Source organism: Streptomyces sp. CY-1 (genome assembly GCF_047218265.1).
GTDB classification, from domain to species: Bacteria; Actinomycetota; Actinomycetes; order Streptomycetales; family Streptomycetaceae; genus Streptomyces; species Streptomyces niphimycinicus.
Genome location: NZ_CP178393.1, coordinates 5,941,886 through 5,963,245, shown reverse-complemented (window position 1 = coordinate 5,963,245; position 21,360 = coordinate 5,941,886). Strand labels below are relative to the sequence as shown.

The following is a 21,360-nucleotide window of genomic DNA, read 5'->3' as shown; positions in this document are numbered from 1 at the left end:
ACAGTTCACACTGTGTGCCAAGCCGACTCTCGCCCGTCACGCCGCGCGTTTCTCGGTGCCACCGGCACGGTGACCGCCGTCGGTCTCTCCGCCGGGTGCCAATCGAGTTCCGCCCCGCCGGACCGGTCCGATGCCCCTGCGCCGACCCCGCCGGTGTCAGCGGTGGGCCGGTACCAGGCGGGTATCACGCTTCCACAGCCGGCCCAGCGGAACCTGCTGGCCGTGGTGGCCGACCTCGTCGACGAGGTGCCTGTCCGTCCGTTGCTGGCCGAACTCGGCGAGGCCATCCGCACGCTCACCGCGGGGACCGACGCACGGCTGATGGGCCTCCCGCCGGGCGATCTGACCGTGACGATCGGAGTGGGCCCCCGGCTGGTGCGCACGGTCGATCCTGCCCTGCCCGGCGCGAAGGACCTCCCGCGGTTCTCCCGCGAACGGATCGCCTCCCGGGCACGCGGTGGCGACCTGCTGATACAGATCTGCGCCGACGACGCCTTGGTGGTACCGGTGGTGACTGCCGCGCTTCTGGAGCGGGCCGGTGACCGGATACGGGAACGCTGGCGGCAGACCGGAGTCCGTGGTGCGAACGTGCCGGTGGCTCGGGGCCGTGCCGCGCCCCGGAACCTCTTCGGTTTCGTCGATGGCATCGTGGGCCCCCACACCAGGGCCGAACAGGAACGCGATCTGTGGTTGTCCGGACCGGCTCCGGTCGCCGACGGCACCCTTGCCGTACTACGACGCATGGAACTCGATCTGCCGCGGTTCGCCAAGCTGTCCGTCGCCGAACAGGAAGCGGTCTTCGGCCGCCGCCGAGCCACCGGCGTGCCCCTCTCCGGTGGCCCCATCGCCTCGGGCCCGGACCTCGGGGCCAAGACGCCGGACGGACGCTACCTCGTCCCGGCGGACGCCCATGCCCGCAGAGCGCACGCCACCGCGGTCGGCGTCGGCCTCATGCTCCGTCGCTCCTACAGCATCGACGGAGCCGCCCCCGGCCTGCTCTTCATGAGCTTCCAGAACGACATACGGACCTTCACCAACACCCTCACCCGTATGGACAATTCCGACGCCCTGCTGGAATTCACCACCACGACCGCCAGTGCGACCTTCCTGATACTTCCCGGCTTCGACGAAGAACGCCCGCTTGGTTCCCGGCTCTTCCGCTGAACGGCCGGACCACAGAGCCGGCGTCCGCCCTGCCGCTCACTCGTGGGAGCCGGGCCGCTGGTCGCGGGAGGGGGCGGCGCCGGTGGCGGAGTCGGGCAGGGACCAGCTCGCGAGCAGGTCCAGGGCGCGCTTGGACGAGGAACCGGCTTCGGCGGTGTAGACGAACAGCGCCGTGTCGGGGTCGCCGGGCAGGGTCAAGGTCTCGTACTCGACGGTCAGCTCACCGACGACGGGGTGGCGCAGGCGCTTGGAGCCGTGGGTGCGTTGGTGGACGCGGTGCCGCTCCCACCACTGGTCGAATTCCGGGCTGCCTTCCCGCAGTTCGGCGATGAGGGCGGTGGTGGCCTGGTCGCCGGGGTCGCGGCCGGCGTCGAACCGCAGGCTCTCGACGGCGGCCCGTGCCTGGACGTCCCAGTCGACGAAGAGTGACCGGGCGTCGTCGTCGAGGAACATCCAGCGCGCGTAGTTGCGGTGCTGGGGCGTCATCCGGTCGAAGTCGGTGAAGAGCGCCTTGGCCATGCGGTTGGCGGCCAGTACGTCGGTGCGGCGGCCGAGGAGGAGGGCGGGCTCGCCGTCGAGCGCGTCGAGGAGCTGGTAGAGCCCGGGGCGCACCCGCTGAACGGCGCGGGGGCGGTGCCGAACGGGCCCCGAGGCGATGCCGATGAGGTCGCGCAGATGCGCGCGTCCCGCGGCGTCGAGATCCAGCGCGCGGCCGATCGCCTCGACGACGGCGGGCGAGGGCGTGATGCGACGGCCCTGTTCGAGGCGGGCGTAGTAGTCGGCCGACACTCCCGCCAGGATCGCGACTTCCTCACGGCGCAGCCCGGGCACCCTGCGCACCCGGGCATCCGGGGGCAGACCCGCACGAGAGGGGTCGCCCTGGCTGCGGGAGCGCTTGAGGAAGTCAGCGAGTTCACGGTTGATCTCGGCCATGGATCCAGTGTTCCCGACACCGCGCGCTCCTGACTGGACCTGTGCGTCCTAGTCAGCCGGGTCCGCGGTCGCACAGGGCGCGAGATGGGCGCCCACGGGGCCGTGCGACGGACCACGCTGGAGTCGACGCCACGGCGGGCCCGCCACGCCACGCCGCGTCACTCATGTCATGGAAGGGGATTTCCCGTGAGCAGGATTCTGATCGTCATGTCCGCCGCCGACACCTGGGAGCGCACCGACGGCTCGGCCTACCCGACCGGCTACTGGGCGGAGGAGGCCGCCGCACCCCACGAGGAGTTCGTCCGGGCCGGCCACACGGTCGACTTCGCGTCCCCCGGCGGGGTGTTGCAGCCGCTCGACCGGCACAGCGCCGACCCCGAGGTCGCGAGTGAGAACTGCGCGCACCACGTCGCCCACGCCGAACGGGCGCTGCGGGAGTCCGGTCCCCTCCGGAAGCTGGCGGAGATCGACATCGAGCAGTACAACGTCCGCGACGGCAACCTGTTCACCGGCCAGAACCCGGCGTCCAGCGGCTCCATGGCCGTCGACATGATCGCCGCTCTCGGCTGACCCCCGCGCCTCGCCCGCCGCTCTCGGCCGACCCCCGCGCCTCGCCCGCCGCCGCGTCGCGCCGCGGCGCACCGACGAGGCGGTACTCCGCGGTGGTCGGCATGGACCGGCCGACGCCCCCTTGTGATCACTCACCCGAAGGGGCCGCGCCGTCCGGCGCGGCCTCGTGCAGCTCGTACCAGATGCATTTGCCGTCGCCGCGCGGATCCACCCCCCAGTTGTCGGCGAGCATCTCCAGCAGCAGCAGCCCGCGCCCCGACGAGGCCAGCTCGCCCGGCCGCCGGCGGTGCGGCAGCTCATCGCTGCTGTCGGCGACGTCCAGCCGCAGCCGCCGGGTCCCGTGCCGCCCGCTGACCTCGGCCACCAGCAGGGCGTCCCCGTCGGTGTGCACCAGGACGTTGGTGACCATCTCGGAGAGCATCAGCACCGCCGACTCCACCTGGTCCGGGTCGGCCCAGTCGTGCAGCATGTCGCGCAGTTGCTGCCGGGTGCCCGCTATGCGCTCCGGCTCGGCCTGCGCGACCGTGACCGCCGTCCGCCGCACCGGCGCCGAACCGGGTCCGACCAGGCACACCTCCGCCTCCCGGCGGATCAGCAGCAGCGCTATGTCGTCCTCGCGCCGGTCCGCGAGCGGGCCGGTGGTGTGGTGGGAGGGCGGCCCGTGCACGGCCTGCACCAGGGAGTCGGCGAGGGCTTCGAGATCGTCGGAGTCCAGGCCGTCGGAGGGGAGGGTGCCGGGGTCGGCCGTGAGGGTGGCGGGCCGTTCGAAGACCTTACGGATCCGGTCCCAGCCGGTCTCCAGATCGTGGCCGCCGGTCTCGATCAGCCCGTCGGTGCACATCAGCAGTGTCTCGCCGGGCTCCAGTACCACGCGGGTGGTCGGGTAGTCGGTGTCCGGGTCGATGCCCAGCGGCAGCCCGCCCGCCGTGGGCCTGACCATCATCGTGCCGTCGGCGAGCCGGACCGCCGGGTCGGGGTGGCCGGCGCGGGCGATGTCCAGGGTGCCGGCGACCGGGTCCACCTCCATATAGAGGCAGGTGGCGAATCTCGGGTCGTAGCGGCCGTCAGGACCGTCCGGCGCAGCCAGCCCGGCGAGGAAGCGGGAGGCGCGGGAGAGCACCGCGTCGGGGTGGTGCCCCTCGGAGGCGTACGCCCGGACCGCGATCCGTAGCTGCCCCATGATCCCGGCGGCGTGCACATCGTGGCCCTGCACATCGCCGATCACCAGCGCGGTACGGCCCGAGGGCAGCCCGATCACGTCGTACCAGTCGCCGCCGACCTGTAGTCCGCCGCCGGTCGGCACATAGCGCGCGGCCACCGTCAGCCCCGGGATATCGGGCTTGCTGGCGGGCAGCATCGAGCGCTGGAGTCCGTCCGCCAGCTCCCGCTCGGTCTCCTGGAGCGCGGTGCGGGACAGCGCCTGGGCCAGCATCCGCGCGATCGTGGTCAGCACCGAGCGCTCATCGGGCGAGAACGACACGGGATGGGCGAATCCGGCCATCCACGCGCCGATGGTGCGGCCCGCGACGATCAGCGGCAGAAACGCCCAGGACCGGCGCTTACGGGGCCGGCCGAGCGACCAGGCGGCCGGAAACCGGCCGCGGTACTCCTCCGGCGTGGGCAGATAGACCGCCCGGCCGGTGCGGACCACCTCGGCCGCCGGATAGTCGCTGCCCAGCCCGATGTCATGAAAAGGGTGATCGGCTCCCGCCCGCGGCCCGTGGTGGCCGATCACCGAGATCCGCTCGCCCTGGACGCCGAAGACCGCGAGCCCCTCCGGGGAGAAGCCCGGCATGGACAGCCCCGCCGCGACCCGCAGCACCTCGGCGGTGGACATCGCCTCCGCCAGCGCCCGCCCCGCGTCCAGCAGGAACGCCTCGCGGTTGCGCCGCCAGTCGCCGGTGACCGGCGGGCCCGCGGCCGAGGTGCCGGGCAGCGGGTCGGGGACCTCCTGGAGGGTGCCGAGCAGGTAGTAGCCGTCCTCGCTGCCGCCCCGCGCTATCGGCCGGGACCGGGTGCGCACGGTCCGCAGTACGGTGCCCTTCTCGTCCACGATGCGCAGCCGGGCCTCGGCCAGCGTGCCCTCGGCCACCGCCAGGTCGACGATCGCCTTGACCTCCAGCCAGTCCGCGGGGTGGAAACACGCGCGGGCGGCGGCCTCGGGGAGGGTGGTGGCCTCGGCGGGCAGGCCCACCAGCCGGGCCGCCTCCGCGTCATAGCTGACGGCGCCCGAGACACTGTCCCAACGCCATAGGCCGGTCGCTATGGCGGCCAGCAGGTCCTCGGTGCGCATTGCACTACCTTATGGGGATTTGCCAACCGCTTACCAGTGAGGGTCGTGGCGCCGGTAGGCTTGGCCGGAAGTTCACGAGGGTACGCACGCCTCCCGATCAGACGACTTGGATGAATGATGCATCGGTACCGGTCGCACACCTGTGGTCAGCTCCGCGCCGCTGACGTCGACACCGACGTCCGGCTCTCCGGCTGGCTCCACAATCGACGGAACCTGGGCGGCATCCTCTTCATCGATCTCCGCGACCACTACGGCCTGGTCCAGTTGGTGGTGCGCCCCGACACACCCGCCAACGAGGCGCTGAGCTCGATCAGCAAGGAGACCGTCGTCCGCGTCGACGGCCGGGTCATCGCGCGCGGCGCGGACAACGTCAACCCCGAACTGCCCACCGGCGAGATCGAGGTCGAGGTCGCCGACGTCGAGGTGCTCGGCGCCGCCGACCCGCTGCCCTTCACGGTCTTCCCCGAGGACGGGGTCGGCGAGGAACGGCGCCTGGAGTACCGCTTCCTGGACCTGCGCCGCGAGCGTATGCACCGCAACATCATGCTGCGCTCCGCCGTCATCTCCGCCATCCGGCAGAAGATGACCGCGCAGGGGTTCAACGAGCTGGCGACCCCGATCCTGTCCGCCACCTCGCCGGAGGGCGCCCGGGACTTCCTGGTCCCCTCCCGGCTGCACGCGGGCAAGTTCTACGCGCTGCCGCAGGCCCCGCAGCAGTTCAAGCAGCTTCTGATGATCGCGGGCTTCGACCGCTACTTCCAGATCGCGCCCTGTTTCCGCGACGAGGACGCCCGCGCCGACCGCTCGCCGGGCGAGTTCTACCAGCTCGATGTCGAGATGAGCTTCGTCGAGCAGGAGGACGTCTTCGGCGTCATCGAGAAGGTGATGACCGAGCTGTTCGAGGAGTTCGGCGGCGGCCGCCATGTGACCTCGCCCTTCCCGCGGATCCCGTTCCGCGAGGCCATGCTGAAGTACGGCTCCGACAAGCCGGATCTGCGGGCCCAGCTCGAGCTGCGGGACGTCAGCCACATCTTCGAGGGCTCCGGCTTCAAGGCGTTCGCGGACAAGCACGTACGCGCGCTGGCCGTGCCGGACACCGCCGACCAGCCGCGGAAGTTCTTCGACCAGCTCGGCGAGTTCGCGGTCGAGCAGGGCGCCAAGGGGCTGGCCTGGGTCCGGATCGGCGAGGACGCCAAGCTGACCGGGCCGATCGCGAAGTTCCTCACCGAGGAGGACGTCGAGAAGCTGATCACCGAGGTCCAGGGCAAGCCCGGCACGTCGATCTTCTTCGGCGCGGGTGAGTTCGACGAGGTCTCCAAGATCATGGGCGCGGTGCGGGTCGAGGCCGCCAAGCGGACCGGCCACTTCGAGGACGGCGTCTTCCGCTTCTGCTGGATCGTGGACTTCCCCATGTTCGAGCGGAACGAGGACACCGGGCAGATCGAGTTCTCCCACAACCCCTTCTCCATGCCGCAGGGCGGTCTGGAAGCCCTGGAGACCAAGGACCCGCTGGACATTCTGGCGTGGCAGTACGACATCGTCTGCAACGGGGTGGAACTGTCCTCCGGCGCCATCCGGAACCATGAGCCGGACGTCATGTACAAGGCGTTCGCGATCGCGGGCTACGACCGCGAAGAGGTCGAGCGCGAGTTCGGCGGCATGCTGCGCGCGTTCCACTTCGGCGCCCCGCCGCACGGCGGTATCGCCCCCGGCGTCGACCGCATCGTGATGCTGCTGGCCGATGAGCCCAACATCCGCGAGACCATCGCCTTCCCGCTCAACGGCAACGCGCAGGACCTGCTGATGGGCGCGCCCAGCGAGGTGGACGAGACCCGGCTGCGGGAGCTGCACCTGTCGGTGCGCAAGCCGCCGCAGGTCAAGAAGGCCGAGACCGCCGAGAAGGCCGAGAAGCCCGCCGAGTAGACGGGCCGGACGAGACCCACCGGGCGGGGGCGTGCCGAACGGCGCGCCCCCGCTCCGCGTCTGCGGCGGATGGCCGAATGACGCGCTTCGCACAGCCATTCACAGCGGGCACCCATGGGGCTGCCAGGTTGCCTCCCTACTGTCCCGGCCCATGACCGAACAGCAGAGCAACGACCTCGATTCCCAGCGGGACCTGACGAGGCGGCGGGTCGTGGTGGCGGGCGGCGCGGCCGTCGCGGCGGCGGGCCTGGGAACGGCCATCGCCACCACCGCCTCGGCGGGTGAGACCTCCGCGGCCTCCGCCACCCCGTCGGCCTCCGCCTCCGCCCCGTCCGGAGAGGTCTGTTACCGGCTCACCTCGGAGACCACCGAGGGGCCGTACTACATCGACGCGGACAAGATCAGAAAGGACATCACCGAGCACAAGGAGGGCATCCCGATGACCCTCCGCCTCAAAGTGATCGACTCGGACACCTGCAAACCGGTGGCGAAGGCCGCCGTCGACATCTGGCACTGCGACGCGCTGGGGCTCTACTCGGGCTATGAGAGTTCGAGCAGCGGCGGGGGCGGCACCCCGCCCACCGGCACCCCGCCCACCGGCACCCCGCCCACCGGGACGCCGCCCACCGACGCACCGACGGGCGCTCCGACCGGTGCCCCGCCCGGCGGCGGCCACCAGGAGCCGACCGACGACAAGCGGTATCTGCGCGGCACCCAGCTCACCGACCGGCACGGCTTCGTCGAGTTCACCACGGTCTTCCCCGGCTGGTACCGGGGCCGCTGTGTGCATATCCACACCAAGGTGCACGTGGGCGGCAAGCTCACGGACGCCGGTTACGAGGGCGGCCACACCTGCCACACCGGTCAGCTCTTCTTCGCCGAGGAGGCGGTGCTCGCCTCGGCCGAGGTGGCCCCGTACAACACCAGCACCACCGAGCGCACCACCCTCGAAGCGGACGGGATCTACCCCGGCAATGGGGCACAGGGCGGTCTGCTGAACCTCAAGTACCGCAAGGGAAAGATCGAGAAGGGCGTCACCGGAAGCCTCACGCTGGGGGTCGACCCGGACGCGACCCACGAGGGCACGGACCTCTGAGGCCCTCGGGTCACAGCCTCGGGTCACAGCCTCCGGTCCACGCCGCACGGTGTGCCACGGTCCGCGCGGGCGACCCGGTGCACGGCGCGCAACAGCCGCTTCGGCGTGGTCCGGTGCTGCCATAAGACGGCTTGCACGCCGTACTCCATCACCGCCATCAGCTCCGTCTCACGCAGCTCGCCCGCGATCAGCACCACCCGCTGCCGCCCGCCCCGCACCAGACGGCGCAGCTCCGCCCCGGCGCGGTCGTCGAGGCGCTCGGCGAGCATGACGGCGACCGCGCCACGGGGTTCTTCGCCGGGCGGGCATGGCCGGTCGACCAGCTCGACGCTGGGCTGATGCTGTAGATGACGCACGACCCCGGCCCGGCTGAGCGGGTCGGGGCCGTGGACCGTCACCGTGACACGTGGGTCCGGCACTGCTTCCTCGACTCCCCGGTGGTTATGGACTCCACAGGGTCACCGAGAGGACTAAACGAACGGTTGCCGCGCGATCAACACGCGCATGAGCGGCTATGCGGCGCCCGTTCGCCGACCGCTACGCGGCGCCGTTCCCGTTCCGCTCCGCACCGCCGAAGCGCTCCCGGAAGGACTCCAGGTCCTCCTCGGTGATCTTCGCGAAGAGCACCGGGGGAACGGTGAAGGCCGTGCCCGCCGGAACCGACGCCAGCGCCTTCGCCTCCTCCTGACCGACCCAGACCGCGGTGTCCTCGCTCAGCGCGAACGCCGACCGCATGGCCCGCGCCGAGGCCGGGATGAACGGCTCGGAGACGATCGCGTAGAGGTGGATGAGGTTCATCGCCGTACGCAGGGTGAGGGCCGCGGCCTCCTGGTCGGTCTTGATCTCCAGCCAGGGGGCCTTCTCCTCCAGATAGGAGTTGCCCGCGCTCCACAGGGCGCGCAGCGCCGCCGCGGCCTTGCGGAACTGGAGCGTGTCCATGTGTTCCTCGTACTCCGCCAGCAGCCGCGCGATCTCCTCGCCCAGGCGCTCCTCCGCCTCCCCGGCGGCCTTCCCGGCCGGGACCTCGTCACCGAACCGCTTACGGGAGAAGGACAGCACGCGGTTGACGAAGTTGCCGAGGGTGTCGGCCAGGTCCTTGTTGACGGTGGCGGTGAAGTGCTCCCAGGTGAAGGAGGTGTCGTCGGACTCCGGGGCGTTCGCCATCAGGAAGTAGCGCCAGTAGTCGGCGGGCAGCACCTCGAGCGCGGCGTCGGTGAACACCCCGCGCTTCTGGGAGGTGGAGAACTTCCCGCCGTAGTACGTCAGCCAGTTGAACGCCTTGACGTAGTCGACCTTCTTCCAGGCGTCCCGGGTGCCGAGGAGGGTGGCCGGGAACATCACCGTGTGGAACGGGACGTTGTCCTTGGCCATGAACTCGGTGTAGCGGACGGTCTCGTCCACGTCGTACCACCACGACTTCCAGTCGCGGTTCTCCGCGTCTGTGTCTCGCGCGGCGTCCGCCCACTCCTTCGTCGCCCCGATGTACTCGATCGGCGCGTCGAACCAGACGTAGAAGACCTTGCCCTCGGCCGCCAGCTCCGGCCAGGTGTCGGCCGGCACCGGCACGCCCCAGTCCAGGTCGCGGGTGATCGCCCGGTCCTGGAGCCCCTCGTTCAGCCACTTGCGGGCGATCGAGGAGGCCAGCGTCGGCCAGTCCTTGCCGCGCTCGTCGACCCAGGCGGCGACCTCCTCCGCCAGCTTGGACTGGAGGAGGAAGAGGTGCTTGGTCTCCCGGACCTCCAGATCGCTGCTGCCGCTGATCGCGGAGCGGGCGTCGATCAGGTCGGTCGGGTCGAGCACGCGGGTGCAGTTCTCGCACTGGTCGCCGCGGGCCTTGTCGTAGCCGCAGTGCGGACAGGTGCCCTCGATATAGCGGTCGGGGAGGAAGCGGCCGTCGGCGTTGGAGTACACCTGGCGGATCGAGCGCTCCTCGATGAAGCCGTTCGCCTTGAGCTCACGCGCGATCGTCTGGGTGATCTGCACGTTCTGCGCGGAGGAGCTGCGGCCGAAGTAGTCGAAGGCGAGCCCGAAGCCGTCGTAGATCGCCTTCTGCGCCTCGTGCTGCTGGGCGCAGAACTCGTCGACCGGCAGCCCGGCCTCCTTGGCGGCCAGCTCGGCCGGGGTGCCGTGCTCATCGGTGGCACAGATGTAGAGGACGTCATGGCCGCGCTGGCGCATATAGCGGGAGTAGACGTCGGCCGGGAGCATGGACCCCACCATGTTGCCCAGGTGCTTGATCCCGTTGATGTAGGGAAGGGCGCTGGTGATGAGGTGTCGAGCCATTGCAGGCTGCTCCCGAGTCGATACGGTAAGTGACGTCCAGCTCTACTGAGCCGCCCATATCGTATCCGAGTGACGGGGGCCACCCGCGCGGCGTTTTTCCGCGGCGGATGGCCCCCGGTGTCGTGCTCGGTGGGTTGCCGGATGTGGTGCGGCCCCTGGTCAGCCCTGTGTACGGGCGGCCAGCCAGCCCGCGAACTTCTTCAGGATCTCCCGGTACAGCTCGGCGTCGGCGACCGTACGCGGGTCGAGCCCGGCATGGAAGAAGCCGGTGTTGTCGACCGCCCGCTTCTCCGGGACGGCCAGCGCGGGCGCGGTGTCCAGCTTCCGGAGGAAGTCGAACCCCTTCGCCTCCGGGTCCCCGAACGCCAGGAACTGCCAGAACAGCGGCAGCCCCGCCGCCTCGCACAGCGCCTTCTCGGCGGCGGTCTTGGTGGTGGGCGCGCCGTCCGTCTGGAAGATCACGAACGCGGGGTCGGTGGTGCCGGACGCCTTGTAGTGCTCGATGACGGCGTTGACGGCGGTGTGGTAGTTCGTCCGCCCCATGTGGCCGAGCGAGCCGTGCAGCTCCTCGATGCGGCCGGTGTGCCGGTCCAGCTCGAGGTCGGCGGTGCCGTCGATGTCGGTGGAGAAGAACACGACGGGCACGGTGCCGGTGGCGTCGAACTGCGCGGACAGGGCGAGCGCCTGGTCGGCCAGGTGCTGAACCGTGCCGTCCTTGAAGTACCCGCGCATCGACCCGGACCGGTCCAGCACGAGATAGACGACCGCCCGCTGCCCGGCCAGCCCAAGCGCCTGGATGGCTTCCCCGGCCGCGTTGTACGCCCCAACCAACCCGGGCGCCCGCGATGCGAGGTCGGCGGGAGAGATGGCGGATGCGGTGGTGGATGCGGTCGCGGTGGCGGGCGCGTCGGTCTTGGCGGCGCTGGCGGCGGTGGCGGCGGTGGCGGCCGCGACCGGCTCGGGCGCGGGCTCGGCGGCGGGCTCGGCGGGCTTGTCGTCGACCTTGGCCGCGGAGGCGGCCGCGGGCTCGGGCTCGGCCTCTGCCTCGGCGGGCTTGTCGTTGCTCGTGGCCGCGGGGGTGGCCTCGGGCTCGGCCTTCGCCTGGGCGGGCTCGCCATCGGTCTTGGCCTCGGGCTCAGGCTTGGCCTCTGCCTCGGCGGGCTTGTCGTTGCTCGCGGTCGCGGGGGTGGCCTCGGGCGTGGGGTCGGTCTTCGCCTGGGCGGGCTCGCCATCGGTCTTGGCCTCGGGCTCAGGCTTGGCCTCTGCCTCGGCGGGCTCGTCGTCGGTCGTGGCCGCGGGGGCGGCCTCGTCGTCAGCCTCTGCTGCCGCCTCGGCTTCGGCCTTGGGCTCGGCATCGGCACTCGCCGCCGCCGGAGCCGCCGTGGCATCGCCATCGGCTGCGGGCTCGACCTCCGCCGGGGCCTCCGGTTCGGCTTCCGCAGTGGCCTCGGCCTCTGCCGTGGCGGGCTTGTCGTCGCTCGTGGCCACGGGTATGGCCTCGTCGCTCGCGACGGCGGGCGTGGCCTCGTGGTCAGCCTCTGCCGCTGCCTCACCCTCGGGCGCGGCGGCGGTTGCCGTCTCTGCCGTGGCGGGCTCCGGCGCGGGGTCCTCCGTAACCTCGGCCTCGGGTGTGGTGTCGGCCTCCGCCGAGGATGCGTCGGCGCCCTCCGCCACCGGCTCGGCCGTCTCCGCCACCGGCTCGGCCGTCTCCGCCACCGGCTCGGTCGCAGGCTCAGGCTCGGCCTCCGTCACGGCCTTGGCCGGGGTCTCGGCGGGCTCGTCTTCGGTCTTGGGCTCGGCAGCAGCGGCGGTGCCCGCCTTCGCCTCGGCTTCGGCGTCGGCATCGGCACTCGCGTCCGCCGACGGGGTGTCCGCGGCTGCGGCAGCCTCGGGCGCGGCGGCGGGCTCGGCCGGGGCGTCGGCTGCGGGGGCGGTGGGGGACGTGGCGTCGGCAGCGTCCGCAGGCGTGGACTGGGCGTCAACATCCGGCTCGGACACGGCCGTCGCCGCGGCCTCGGCGGCGGGCTTGGGCTCGTCCGCCTCTGCCTTCGCCTCCCTCTTCGCCTCGGCGGTGACCGCTGCCGCTGCCTCGACCGGCGCCTCGTCGCCGGAGGTTGTCGTGTCCTCGGGCGCGGGGGACTTCAGGATCTCGTCGAGGGACTTCAGCGGAGCCGACAGGGCCGGGTCGTGCGTGGATTCGTCGTCGAGGGAGTCCGGGTCCGGTGCCATGTCCGCGGCCGGCTCAGGCTTCGGCTCAGCCCCCGGCTCGGGCGTGGGCTCGGCCTCCACCTTGGCCTCGGCCTTCGGCTCGGCGCCGGACTCGGCAGCCCTCGGCCCGGCGCCGGACTCGGCAGCCTTCGGCCCGGCGGCCGACTCAGCCTTGGACTCGGCCTTCTCGCCCGCCGTCGGCTCTGCCGTCGGCTCTGCCGTCTGCCCTGCCGTCTGCTCTACCGTCGGCTCCGCCGACTTCTCGGCCGACTGGGGGTCCGGGACAACCTCCGCCTCCGGCGCGGCAGAAGCTTCGTCCACCCCCGTGGTTCGGGAGCGGCCGAAAACTTTGCGCAGTAGGTCCCGTATGCCCATGGGAGATACCTCTCACGTGTCGAGTGCGGTGCATGGCGGTGCATGACCGTGGTGCCGAAAGGCTAGCGGGCCGCCCGGCGGCCCTCTTCCGCCGATTCCGCTCGCGCTTCGTTCACCTCTGGTTCAGGCGTTCGTCGCCACTGTGCGGTTCTACGCCCATAGCTTCGCCGCCAAAGGATCCCGACGTCATGTCGGACCGGACCGCGTCGGCGTACTGCCCATGCGGGGCCCTTCGCAGCCCATACGTGACACCCTTACGGAGGGGAAGACGTGCGCAACCTCCTGCCGCTCATCAGCTCACACCCGGGCGGTCGTTCCGCGCTGACGTGCCGGTACCGCTGTGGCGACGCCTGCTTTCACGAGACGCCGAACACCTCTGACAACGCCTACGTGGGCGACGCAATCGCCGCTGCCACCTCGCGCCGTTCCCTTCTGCGCGCCGGTGCGGTGATGACCGTGGCGGCCGCGACCGGGGCCGTGGCGGTGGAGCGGGCGCCGCAGGCGTCCGCCGCGTCGGGCGACGCCGCCGCCACCGCCGGTGCCGCCGCCGAGGCGAAGGACGGCAAGGCCGCCCGCGGCCTCCGCTTCTCGCCGGTGGCCCCCAACACCCAGGACACCGTGGTCACCGCCGAGGGCCACGACCAGAACGTGGTGCTCCGCTGGGGCGACCCGATCCTGCGCGGTGCGCCCGCGTTCGACCCGGCCAAGCAGAGCGCCAAGGCCCAGGCGGGCCAGTTCGGTTACAACAACGACTACATGGCGGTGCTGGACGTCCCCGGCGAGCGCGACCATCAGCTCCTCGTGGTCAACCATGAGTACACCGACGAGGTGCTGATGTTCGCCGGGTACGACCCGGAGAACCCCACCCGCGAGCAGGCCGAGATCGCCTGGGCCGCGCACGGGCTGTCCGTGGTGATGACGGCCGAGGAGCGCCGGCTGGGCCGGCTCACCGCCCTGCCCCGGCACCAGCTCAACCGCCGTATCACCGCGACCACTCCGTTCGAGGTCACCGGCCCGGCGGCGGGCAGCGAGCTGCTGCGCACCTCCGCCGACCGGTCCGGCAAGCGCGTCCTCGGCACGCTGAACAACTGCGGTGGCGGCATCACGCCGTGGGGCACGGTGCTCTCCGGCGAGGAGAACTTCAACCAGTACTTCGCCAACCCCGACAAGGTCACCGACCCGACCGTCAAGGCGGGCCTGAAGCGCTACGGCTTCAAGGACGGCGCCTCCGAGCGCAAGTGGGAGCGTTTCGACGACCGCTTCGACCTCGCCAAGGAGCCCAACGAGGCGCACCGCTTCGGCTGGGTCATCGAGGTCGACCCGTTCGACCCCGACTCCACCCCGCGCAAGCTGACCGCGCTGGGCCGCTTCAAGCACGAGGCCGCCGAGCCCCGGCTGACCACCGATGGCCGTCCGGTCCTCTACATGGGCGACGACGAGAAGTTCGACTACTTCTACAAGTTCGTCTCGGCCAAGCGGATGATGAAGGGCAACAGCCGCATCGCCCGCGAGCACAACCGCACGCTGCTGGACGAGGGCACGCTGTACGTCGCCAAGTTCACCGGTGACAGCCCGTCCGCCGAGATCGACGGCACCGGAAAGCTTCCCGCGGACGGCGAGTTCGACGGCGCCGGTGAGTGGATCCCGCTGGCCAGCGGCGACCGCTCCTTCGTGGACGGGATGACCGCCGAGGAGGTGTACGTCTTCACGCGTCTGGCCGCCGACAAGGCCGGTGCGACGAAGATGGACCGCCCCGAGGACGTCGAGCCGAGCCCGCGCACCGGTCGTGTGTACATCGCGCTGACCAACAACTCGGACCGTGGCAAGACGGGCAAGGCCGCGGCCGACGAGGCCAACCCGCGCAACGCCAACAAGCACGGCCAGATCCTGGAGCTGACCGAGCGCTGGAACAACCCGGGCTCCACCCGCTTCAACTGGCGGCTGTTCCTGGTCTGCGGCGACCCCGAGGACCCGAGCACCTACTTCGGCGGCTTCCCCAAGGACCAGGTCAGCCCGATCTCCTGCCCGGACAACATCACCTTCGACGCGCACGGCAATCTGTGGATCTCCACGGACGGCAACGCGCTCGGCAGCCATGACGGGCTGTTCGGCGTGGCGACGGCGGGCAGCCGTCGCGGCCAGGTCAAGCAGTTCCTGACCGTGCCGACCGGCGCCGAGACCTGTGGCCCGATCGTGCAGGAGCGGCGGGTGCTGGTGGCCGTGCAGCACCCGGGTGAGCTCGATGGCGCGAGCGTGGAGAAGCCCGCGTCGACCTGGCCCGACGGACCGGGCAAGCTGACCCGGCCGTCCGTTATCAGCGTCTGGCGGCGCGACGGCGGCGACATCGGCGCCTGAGGCCCACGGGCCTTGTGAAGTCCACGAGGCCCACGCCCCAGCCCGCGCCCCCGCGACCCCCGCGCCCCCCGCGAGCCGCCGCAGCGGCTCGCGGGGGGCGCGCGCGTAAGGAGTCCGGAAAAGCGGGGTTGCTCTCGCTCATATCGGACCCGGATATCCGTGTGGATAGCTGACTAAACTCTGGAGTCAGGAAAACGGGAGAACGTGAAAAGCGGGGGAAATCATGGTGCGACCCGGGTCGCTCGGACCACCGACGACGGATCGGCGCGGCCGTTGGGCGCAGAGCCCACTCGCGCTCATGGACACCACGATGGACCAGTTGCGCACCTTGATCATGGTCCATGAGGCCGGTACCGCACTGGGCGCCGCACGGATTCTGGGCCGTGAACAGTCCAGTGTGCAAAAGCAGATCGACACCATGAACCGGAACTTTCGCGAGCTTTGCGGCGAACCCCTCGTACTCAAGCAGGGGCGCGGCAAGGACGTGCTGTTCACCGGCACCGGAGAAGCCCTGGTCGAATTGGCGCGCGGAACTCTCGGCGAGTGGCTGGACGGCATCCATGAGTCACGGCGCCGCCTGGGAAAAACCCTGGTGGTGGGCACCACTCGATTTACCCTCAGCTATCTGGCGGGCGCCGGGGAGCGGGTGTCCGAGGAGTTCCGGCAGCGCGCCATCGAGCTCAAGGTCGGCCATGTGCGCACCCGGGACGTACTGGCCAAGCTGCGCGCCAAGGATGTCGACCTGGTGTGCGGCTCCGTGGTGACCCGGCCCGAGGGCGACGATGAACTCGCCGCCTTCGATGTCATGGAGTGGCGCCGCAGCGGGGTCTCGCTGCTGACCAATCTGTCCGAGGCCGAGCTGCCCGGCCCCACCGCCCCGAGCAGCGCGCTGCGCTCCCTGCCGCTGGTGGTCTCGGCCAGCGGGCTGATGGCCGGGGTGCTGCACACCTGGTTCGGCGGCGACTACCGCAACAAGCTGCGCATCGCCGCCGAGATCGACACCGTCAACTACGGTTTCGAGCTGCTGCGCTCCGGTCTGCTGCGCGGCTGCATGCTGGTCACCAAGGGGGTAGCGGACGCGGCGGGCGATCCGCGGGTGGCGTACGGACGCGGGCTGCGCGCGGTCGAGCTGGTCAATGACACCGGGCCCCGGCTGGAGGTGCTGCTGGGCGCCTTCACCCGGCGTGGTGAGCGCGCGTCCTATGACGCGGGCCATCCGCTCAATCTGCTCTGGGACGCGCTCGCGCAGGAGAACGCGCGCTGGCAGCGGGAGCAGCGCTGGCCCACGGCTGGCCTGGAGCCCGATCCGTTCGAGCTGGCCAACTCCTACAACCCGAGCGAGAGCTGAGCCGCGACCCGAGCGGGAACTTGAGTCGCTGAGTCGCCGGTCAGCCCTGTGGCCCGTACAGGTCCAGCTCCACCAGCAGTGCCCGGTGGTCGGTGTGCGGCAGCTCCAGGAAGCGGGCCGTACGCGGCCGTAGTGCCCGGCTGGCCAGCACATGGTCGATCTGCGCCCCCAGCACCGGGGCCGTGGCGCTCGGCCAGCTCGGTGTGCGGGAGACGCCGGTGGCCCGTGCGCTGTCCCGCAGCCCGGTGTCCAGGACGGACCGGAAGGCGGCATGGTCCTGGGTGGCGTTGAAGTCGCCCGCGATCAGGGTGGGTTCCTCGCCCCGCCCGGCGGCGTAGGCCCGCAGCCGCCCCAGCTCGGTGCGCCAGACGTCCAGCTCGCCCGGCATCGGCGGCATGGGATGCGCGACCTGTAGCCGCAGCCGCTGCCCGGCGATCCGGACGACCGCCCCCGGCATCCGCAGCGTCCCGCGCACCCCCTCCGCGCGGGTCAGCGGGTGGCGGCTGAGGATCGCCGAGCCCGCGGCGGGGCTGTCGCCGAGGGCGATGCTCCGGTACGGGTAGGCCGCGCGGACGGCGGCCGAGTCCAGCGCCTCGCCGCACTCCGTGTCGCACTCCTGCACCGCGACCAGGTCCGGCCGCTCCCGGCGCAGCGCGGTCAGCAGTCCGTCCCTGGCCTGGCCGAATTCGAGGTTCGCGGTCATCACCCGCAGCCGGGCGAGGACCGGTCCATGCGGCTCGGGCGGGGTGCCGCCGTCGTACGGCTGGATGAACCACCCGGTGGCCGCCGCTGCCGCCAGCGCCCAGCCGCACCCCAGCGGCCAGCGGGCGGCCGCGCAGAGCAGCAGCCCGAGCGCCGCCGGGACCAGCAGCCAGGGCAGGAAGGCCAGTAGCTGCGGTATGGGGGTGATGCCGTCGATGTCCGCGGCCCGGCACAGCACCACCGCGCTGACCAGGGCCAGCGGCAGCATCGCGGACCAGGCCGCCGTCCGCCGGGCCCGTCCGCCGGGGAGCCGGAGCAGCCGGGCGACGGCGCCCCGGGTGCCCCGGGCGCCGCGCGGGGCGCCGGACGGGCGGCCGGGGCCGGTGCCTTGGTCCTCGGCGACTGTCGTCTCCACGCTGGGGCCTCTCGATCGGGGCGGGGCGCACATTCTCTCCTACGCCCCGCAGGTCTAGACCTTGACGTGTTCATGAGCTAACTTCCCGGAGCATCGCAGGAGTTCATGTCGGCATCCGTCGTTCATATACGCGAACCCCACCGTCAGGAGCCGCCCCCATGCGCACCAGAGCCCTGTATCTCGCCCTCGCCGCAGCGCTGGCCGCGCTGTTCGCGGGCATCCTCAGTGGCCCGGCCACGGCCGGACAGGCCCAGCGGTCCGCCGAACCCGAGGCCGCCGCCGCCTTCACCCACCCCGGGGTCCTGGTCAGCCAGGCCCAGCTCGACTTCGTCCGCTCCAAGGTGAACGCCGGCGCGCAGCCCTGGAAGGGCGCGTACGACGCGATGCTGTCGAGCCCGTACGCCTCGCTGTCGCGCACCCCCAAGCCCCGGGCGGTCGTCGAATGCGGGCCGTACTCCGACCCCAACCTCGGCTGCACCGATGAGCGCCAGGACGCGCTCGCCGCCTACTCGCTCTCGCTGGCCTGGTACATCACCCGCGACAGCCGCTACGCCGAGAAGGCGATCCAGATCATGGACGCCTGGTCCGCCACCATCAAGGACCACACCAACAGCAACGCCCCGCTCCAGACCGGCTGGGCCGGATCCTCCTGGCCCCGGGCGGCCGAGATCATCCGCTACAGCTACGACGGCTGGTCGGACGCCTCCATCAGCCGCTTCTCCACCATGCTGCGGAACGTCTACCTCCCGAAGGTCATCGGCGGCTCGAACTCCAACGGCAACTGGGAGCTGGTGATGATGGAGGCCGCCACCGGCATCTCCGTCTTCCTCGACGACCGGGCCAGCTACGACAAGGCCGTCGCGAAGTTCCGCGGCCGCGTCCCCGCCTACATCTACCTCCAGTCCGACGGCTCCCTGCCCAAGACCGCGCCCGGCAGCGGCCTGGACACCCGCGACAAGATCGTCAAGTACTGGCAGGGCCAGACGACCTTCGTCACCGGCCTCACCCAGGAGACCTGCCGCGACTTCACCCACACCGGATACGGCATCGCCTCCATCGCGCATGTCGCCGAGACCAGCCGCATCCAGGGCCAGGACCTCTACCCCGAGGTGGGCGAGCGGCTGCGGCAGGCGCTGGGCTTCCAGTCGAAGTACGAGCTGGGCGAGGGTGTGCCGTCCTGGCTGTGCGGCGGCAGCGTCAAGCGGGGCCTCGGCCCGATCACCGAGGTCGGCTACAACGCCCTGCACACCCGCCTCGGCATCGCCATGGCCAACACCCAGAAGCTCACCGAGCAGCAGCGCCCGGCGGGCACCAACAGTCTCTTCCTGGGCTGGGAGACCCTGACCCACGCGGAGAACCCGTCCTGACCCCCGCCCGATCCGGAACGACCCCGGACCGCCCCGCGCCCCGGGGCCCGGGGGGCTCCGCCGTACGGCAGGGCTCCGCCTCCGGACCCGGGGTTCGGGGGCGGAGCCCCGGGTCCGGGCTCTGGGGCGGAGCCCCAGTCGCGGGAAGGGGCGGGTAGGGGAGCAGCCCGCCGCGGGCGCCAAGACCCGTCACCCACCCCGCAGCGCCAGCACCGCCTCGACCGTGTCCGCCTGAGCCGCCGGTTTGTCCTCCCGGTAGCGCAGCACCCGCGCGAACCGCAGCGTGACGCCCGCCGGATAGCGGGACGAGCGCTGAAGCCCGTCGAAGGCCACCTCCACCACCAGCTCCGGCCGCACCCGCACCACCCAGCCGTCGTCGCTGACCGCGATCCCCAGCAGCGCCTGCGTCTGCCACTCCAGCATCGCGTCGGTGAGCCCCTTGAAGGTCTTGCCCAGCATCAGATACGTGCCGTCCGCCGCCCGCGCGCCCAGATGGAGGTTGGACAGCTTCCCGGTGCGGCGGCCGTGCCCCCACTCCGCCGCCAGCACCACCAGATCCAGTGTGTGCACCGGTTTGACCTTCAGCCAGGACGCCCCGCGCCGGCCCGCGCCGTACGGCGCCTCCAGCGACTTGACCAGCACCCCCTCATGCCCCCGCGCCAGCACGTCGGCGGCGAACTCCCGCGCCGCACGCCGGGTTTCCGGATCCGCCGGGTCGTCGGCCACCAGCCGCCGCACCCGCCGGGGCCCGGGGGCGATCCGGGCCAGTTCGGCATGGCGCTCGCGGGCCGGGAGGTCGAGCAGAACGTCGTCGTCCACCACGAGCAGATCGAAGAAGACGGGGGACAGCGGCAGCGCGGCCGACGCCCCGGCCACATCGAGCCGGGAGCCGACCCGGGCGGAGGTCTCCTGGAACGGCCGTGGCCGCCCCTCGGCGTCCAGCAGGATCACCTCACCGTCGAGGATCGCCCGGTCCACCGCCAGCTCCCGCGCCGCCGTGACCACCTCCGGAAGCCGGTCGGTGATCTCATCGAGGGTGCGGGTGTAGATCCGTACGTCCTCGCCGTCCCGGTGCACCTGCACCCGGATCCCGTCCAGCTTCTCCTCGACCGCGCACGGCCCCAGCCGGTCCATGGCCTCGTCCAGGTCCTTGGCGCTCTGCGCGAGCATCGGCAGCACCGGCCGCCCCACCTCGAGCCGGAACTCGGCCAGCGCCTCAGGTCCGCGCGCCAGCAGCGCCTCGGCGACCGTGCCCAGCGAACCGCCGACCATCACCGCCCGCCGCACCTCGGCGGCCGGTGCGCCCACCGCCTCGGCGAGCCCCTCCACGGCCAGCCCTTCCAGGGCCCCTTGCCGCAGCTCCCCGCCGATCAGGCCGAGCAGAAAGCCCTGCTCCTCCTTGGTCGCGGCGGTCAGCAGCTCGCCCACCAGCCGCTTGCGGGCCGCCGTCGCGCCGGTGCCGGAGACCGCCGCGACCCGGGTCAGCGCCGCGTCCACATCGAGCACCGCGAGCGTCGGCTCGGCGGCGGGTTCCCGGCGGTGGCGCAGGGTGGACCAGCCCACTCCGGTCCGGCGCTGGGGCAGTTTGCCCGCGAGGTAGGTGATCACCACGGCCGCTTCGGCCGGTTCCGTACGCCGGAACAGCCGGGCCAGGCGCGGCGATCTTCTCCGAGCGGGCGGAGGTGGCCGCGACCTGTCGGGAGGTCAGCGCGACATCGGCCAGCAGCATGGCTCCAGCCTGCCCCGCACCCCGCCGGGAAGCCAGACGCCCCGGCTCTCAGGCGGTACGTCCCGTCTCGCCGCGTCCCCCCATCTCGCCGCGTCCTCCCGTCTCGCCACGTCCTGCCATCTCGCCGCGTCCTCCCGCGCCACCGCGGCTCGGCCCGGCGCACAGCGACCAGATGACGAGCGCGTCGATGATGAGCAGCACGGTGGCCCAGACCGGGTAGTACGGCAGCCACAGGAAGTTGGCGATCAGCGCGAGCCCGGCCAGCACCACACCCGTGACCCGGGCCCACATCGCACCGGTGAACACCGCGAACCCGGAGAGCAGGAGGGCGATGCCGACGCCGAAGTGGACCCAGCCCCAGCCGGCGAGGTCGAACTGGAAGATATAGCTCTGCGTGACCAGGAACACCCGGTCGGTTCGGATGGCCGAGATGCCCTGGAGCAGGTTCATCAGCCCACTGAAGATCATCATGACCGCCGCGAAGACGAGCCATCCGCTCACCGCCCGGTGCGCGTGGCCCGGGGCGACCCCTGTCTGAACTCCACCGGCGTGACTGGCCATGTCGGGCTCCTTCGTCAGGCGCAATCGATGCGGTGTCG

At 71.6% G+C, this 21,360-nt stretch carries 14 protein-coding genes and 1 pseudogene; 7 read left to right on the top strand and 8 right to left on the bottom strand.

Going from position 1 to position 21,360, the window contains the following annotated elements; all coding sequences use genetic code 11:
• Positions 1–12 precede the first annotated feature (12 nt).
• Positions 13–1,164 (top strand): Dyp-type peroxidase, encoded by a 1,152-nt coding sequence (locus ACK1X7_RS25695; protein ID WP_385142483.1) that lies wholly within the window; start codon positions 13–15, stop codon positions 1,162–1,164.
• 36 nt (positions 1,165–1,200) lie between these two features.
• Here the strand turns inward: ACK1X7_RS25695 and ACK1X7_RS25690 are convergent, their stop codons facing one another.
• Positions 1,201–2,097 carry a helix-turn-helix transcriptional regulator gene (locus tag ACK1X7_RS25690; protein ID WP_385142479.1) on the bottom strand — a complete coding sequence of 299 codons (897 nt, stop codon included), beginning with the start codon at positions 2,095–2,097 and terminating at the stop codon, positions 1,201–1,203.
• Positions 2,098–2,283: 186 nt separating this feature from the next.
• Between ACK1X7_RS25690 and ACK1X7_RS25685 the strand changes: the two genes are divergently transcribed.
• On the top strand, positions 2,284–2,667 hold the full coding sequence (locus ACK1X7_RS25685; protein ID WP_390793711.1) for a hypothetical protein: 384 nt from the start codon (positions 2,284–2,286) through the stop codon (positions 2,665–2,667).
• 127 nt (positions 2,668–2,794) lie between these two features.
• Here ACK1X7_RS25685 and ACK1X7_RS25680 read toward each other — a convergent pair whose 3' ends face one another.
• Complete coding sequence (locus ACK1X7_RS25680) at positions 2,795–4,960, bottom strand: ATP-binding SpoIIE family protein phosphatase (RefSeq protein ID WP_398158466.1); 2,166 nt, start codon at positions 4,958–4,960, stop codon at positions 2,795–2,797.
• Between the two features lie 117 nt (positions 4,961–5,077).
• Here ACK1X7_RS25680 and aspS point away from each other — a divergent pair, with 117 nt between their 5' ends.
• A complete protein-coding gene (gene aspS / locus ACK1X7_RS25675) occupies positions 5,078–6,883 on the top strand; it encodes an aspartate--tRNA ligase (RefSeq protein ID WP_385142470.1) in 1,806 nt (601 codons plus the stop codon).
• Positions 6,884–7,034: 151 nt separating this feature from the next.
• Positions 7,035–7,979 (top strand): intradiol ring-cleavage dioxygenase, encoded by a 945-nt coding sequence (locus tag ACK1X7_RS25670; RefSeq protein WP_413115696.1) that lies wholly within the window; start codon positions 7,035–7,037, stop codon positions 7,977–7,979.
• 23 nt (positions 7,980–8,002) lie between these two features.
• Here ACK1X7_RS25670 and ACK1X7_RS25665 read toward each other — a convergent pair whose 3' ends face one another.
• The 3 genes from ACK1X7_RS25665 to ACK1X7_RS25655 form a co-directional block, all read right to left on the bottom strand.
• Entirely contained in the window at positions 8,003–8,398 is a 396-nt protein-coding gene (locus tag ACK1X7_RS25665; RefSeq protein ID WP_216346277.1) for a DNA-binding response regulator, read from the bottom strand.
• Positions 8,399–8,516: 118 nt separating this feature from the next.
• The gene (gene metG / locus ACK1X7_RS25660) at positions 8,517–10,262 is read right to left on the bottom strand and encodes a methionine--tRNA ligase (protein ID WP_385142464.1); all 1,746 of its coding nucleotides are present in this window, start codon (positions 10,260–10,262) and stop codon (positions 8,517–8,519) included.
• A 159-nt stretch (positions 10,263–10,421) separates the two neighbouring features.
• Complete coding sequence (locus ACK1X7_RS25655; RefSeq protein ID WP_413115695.1) at positions 10,422–12,791, bottom strand: VWA domain-containing protein; 2,370 nt, start codon at positions 12,789–12,791, stop codon at positions 10,422–10,424.
• Between the two features lie 324 nt (positions 12,792–13,115).
• On the opposite strand from ACK1X7_RS25655, the gene ACK1X7_RS25650 reads away from it, so the two are divergent.
• Positions 13,116–15,200 (top strand): PhoX family protein, encoded by a 2,085-nt coding sequence (locus tag ACK1X7_RS25650; protein WP_390793714.1) that lies wholly within the window; start codon positions 13,116–13,118, stop codon positions 15,198–15,200.
• A gap of 298 nt (positions 15,201–15,498) precedes the next feature.
• The gene (locus ACK1X7_RS25645) at positions 15,499–16,548 is read left to right on the top strand and encodes a LysR family transcriptional regulator (RefSeq protein WP_253209690.1); all 1,050 of its coding nucleotides are present in this window, start codon (positions 15,499–15,501) and stop codon (positions 16,546–16,548) included.
• A gap of 40 nt (positions 16,549–16,588) precedes the next feature.
• Here ACK1X7_RS25645 and ACK1X7_RS25640 read toward each other — a convergent pair whose 3' ends face one another.
• A complete protein-coding gene (locus tag ACK1X7_RS25640) occupies positions 16,589–17,665 on the bottom strand; it encodes an endonuclease/exonuclease/phosphatase family protein (protein WP_398158463.1) in 1,077 nt (358 codons plus the stop codon).
• A 158-nt stretch (positions 17,666–17,823) separates the two neighbouring features.
• On the opposite strand from ACK1X7_RS25640, the gene ACK1X7_RS25635 reads away from it, so the two are divergent.
• On the top strand, positions 17,824–19,032 hold the full coding sequence (locus ACK1X7_RS25635; protein ID WP_390793716.1) for an alginate lyase family protein: 1,209 nt from the start codon (positions 17,824–17,826) through the stop codon (positions 19,030–19,032).
• 189 nt (positions 19,033–19,221) lie between these two features.
• On the opposite strand, the pseudogene ACK1X7_RS25630 reads toward ACK1X7_RS25635, so the two are convergent.
• Together ACK1X7_RS25630 and ACK1X7_RS25625 are read right to left on the bottom strand one after the other, a co-directional pair.
• Positions 19,222–20,761 (bottom strand): annotated as a pseudogene (locus ACK1X7_RS25630) (ATP-dependent DNA ligase).
• A gap of 48 nt (positions 20,762–20,809) precedes the next feature.
• On the bottom strand, positions 20,810–21,322 hold the full coding sequence (locus tag ACK1X7_RS25625) for a DUF7144 family membrane protein (RefSeq protein ID WP_385149861.1): 513 nt from the start codon (positions 21,320–21,322) through the stop codon (positions 20,810–20,812).
• Between the last annotated feature and the right edge of the window lie 38 nt (positions 21,323–21,360).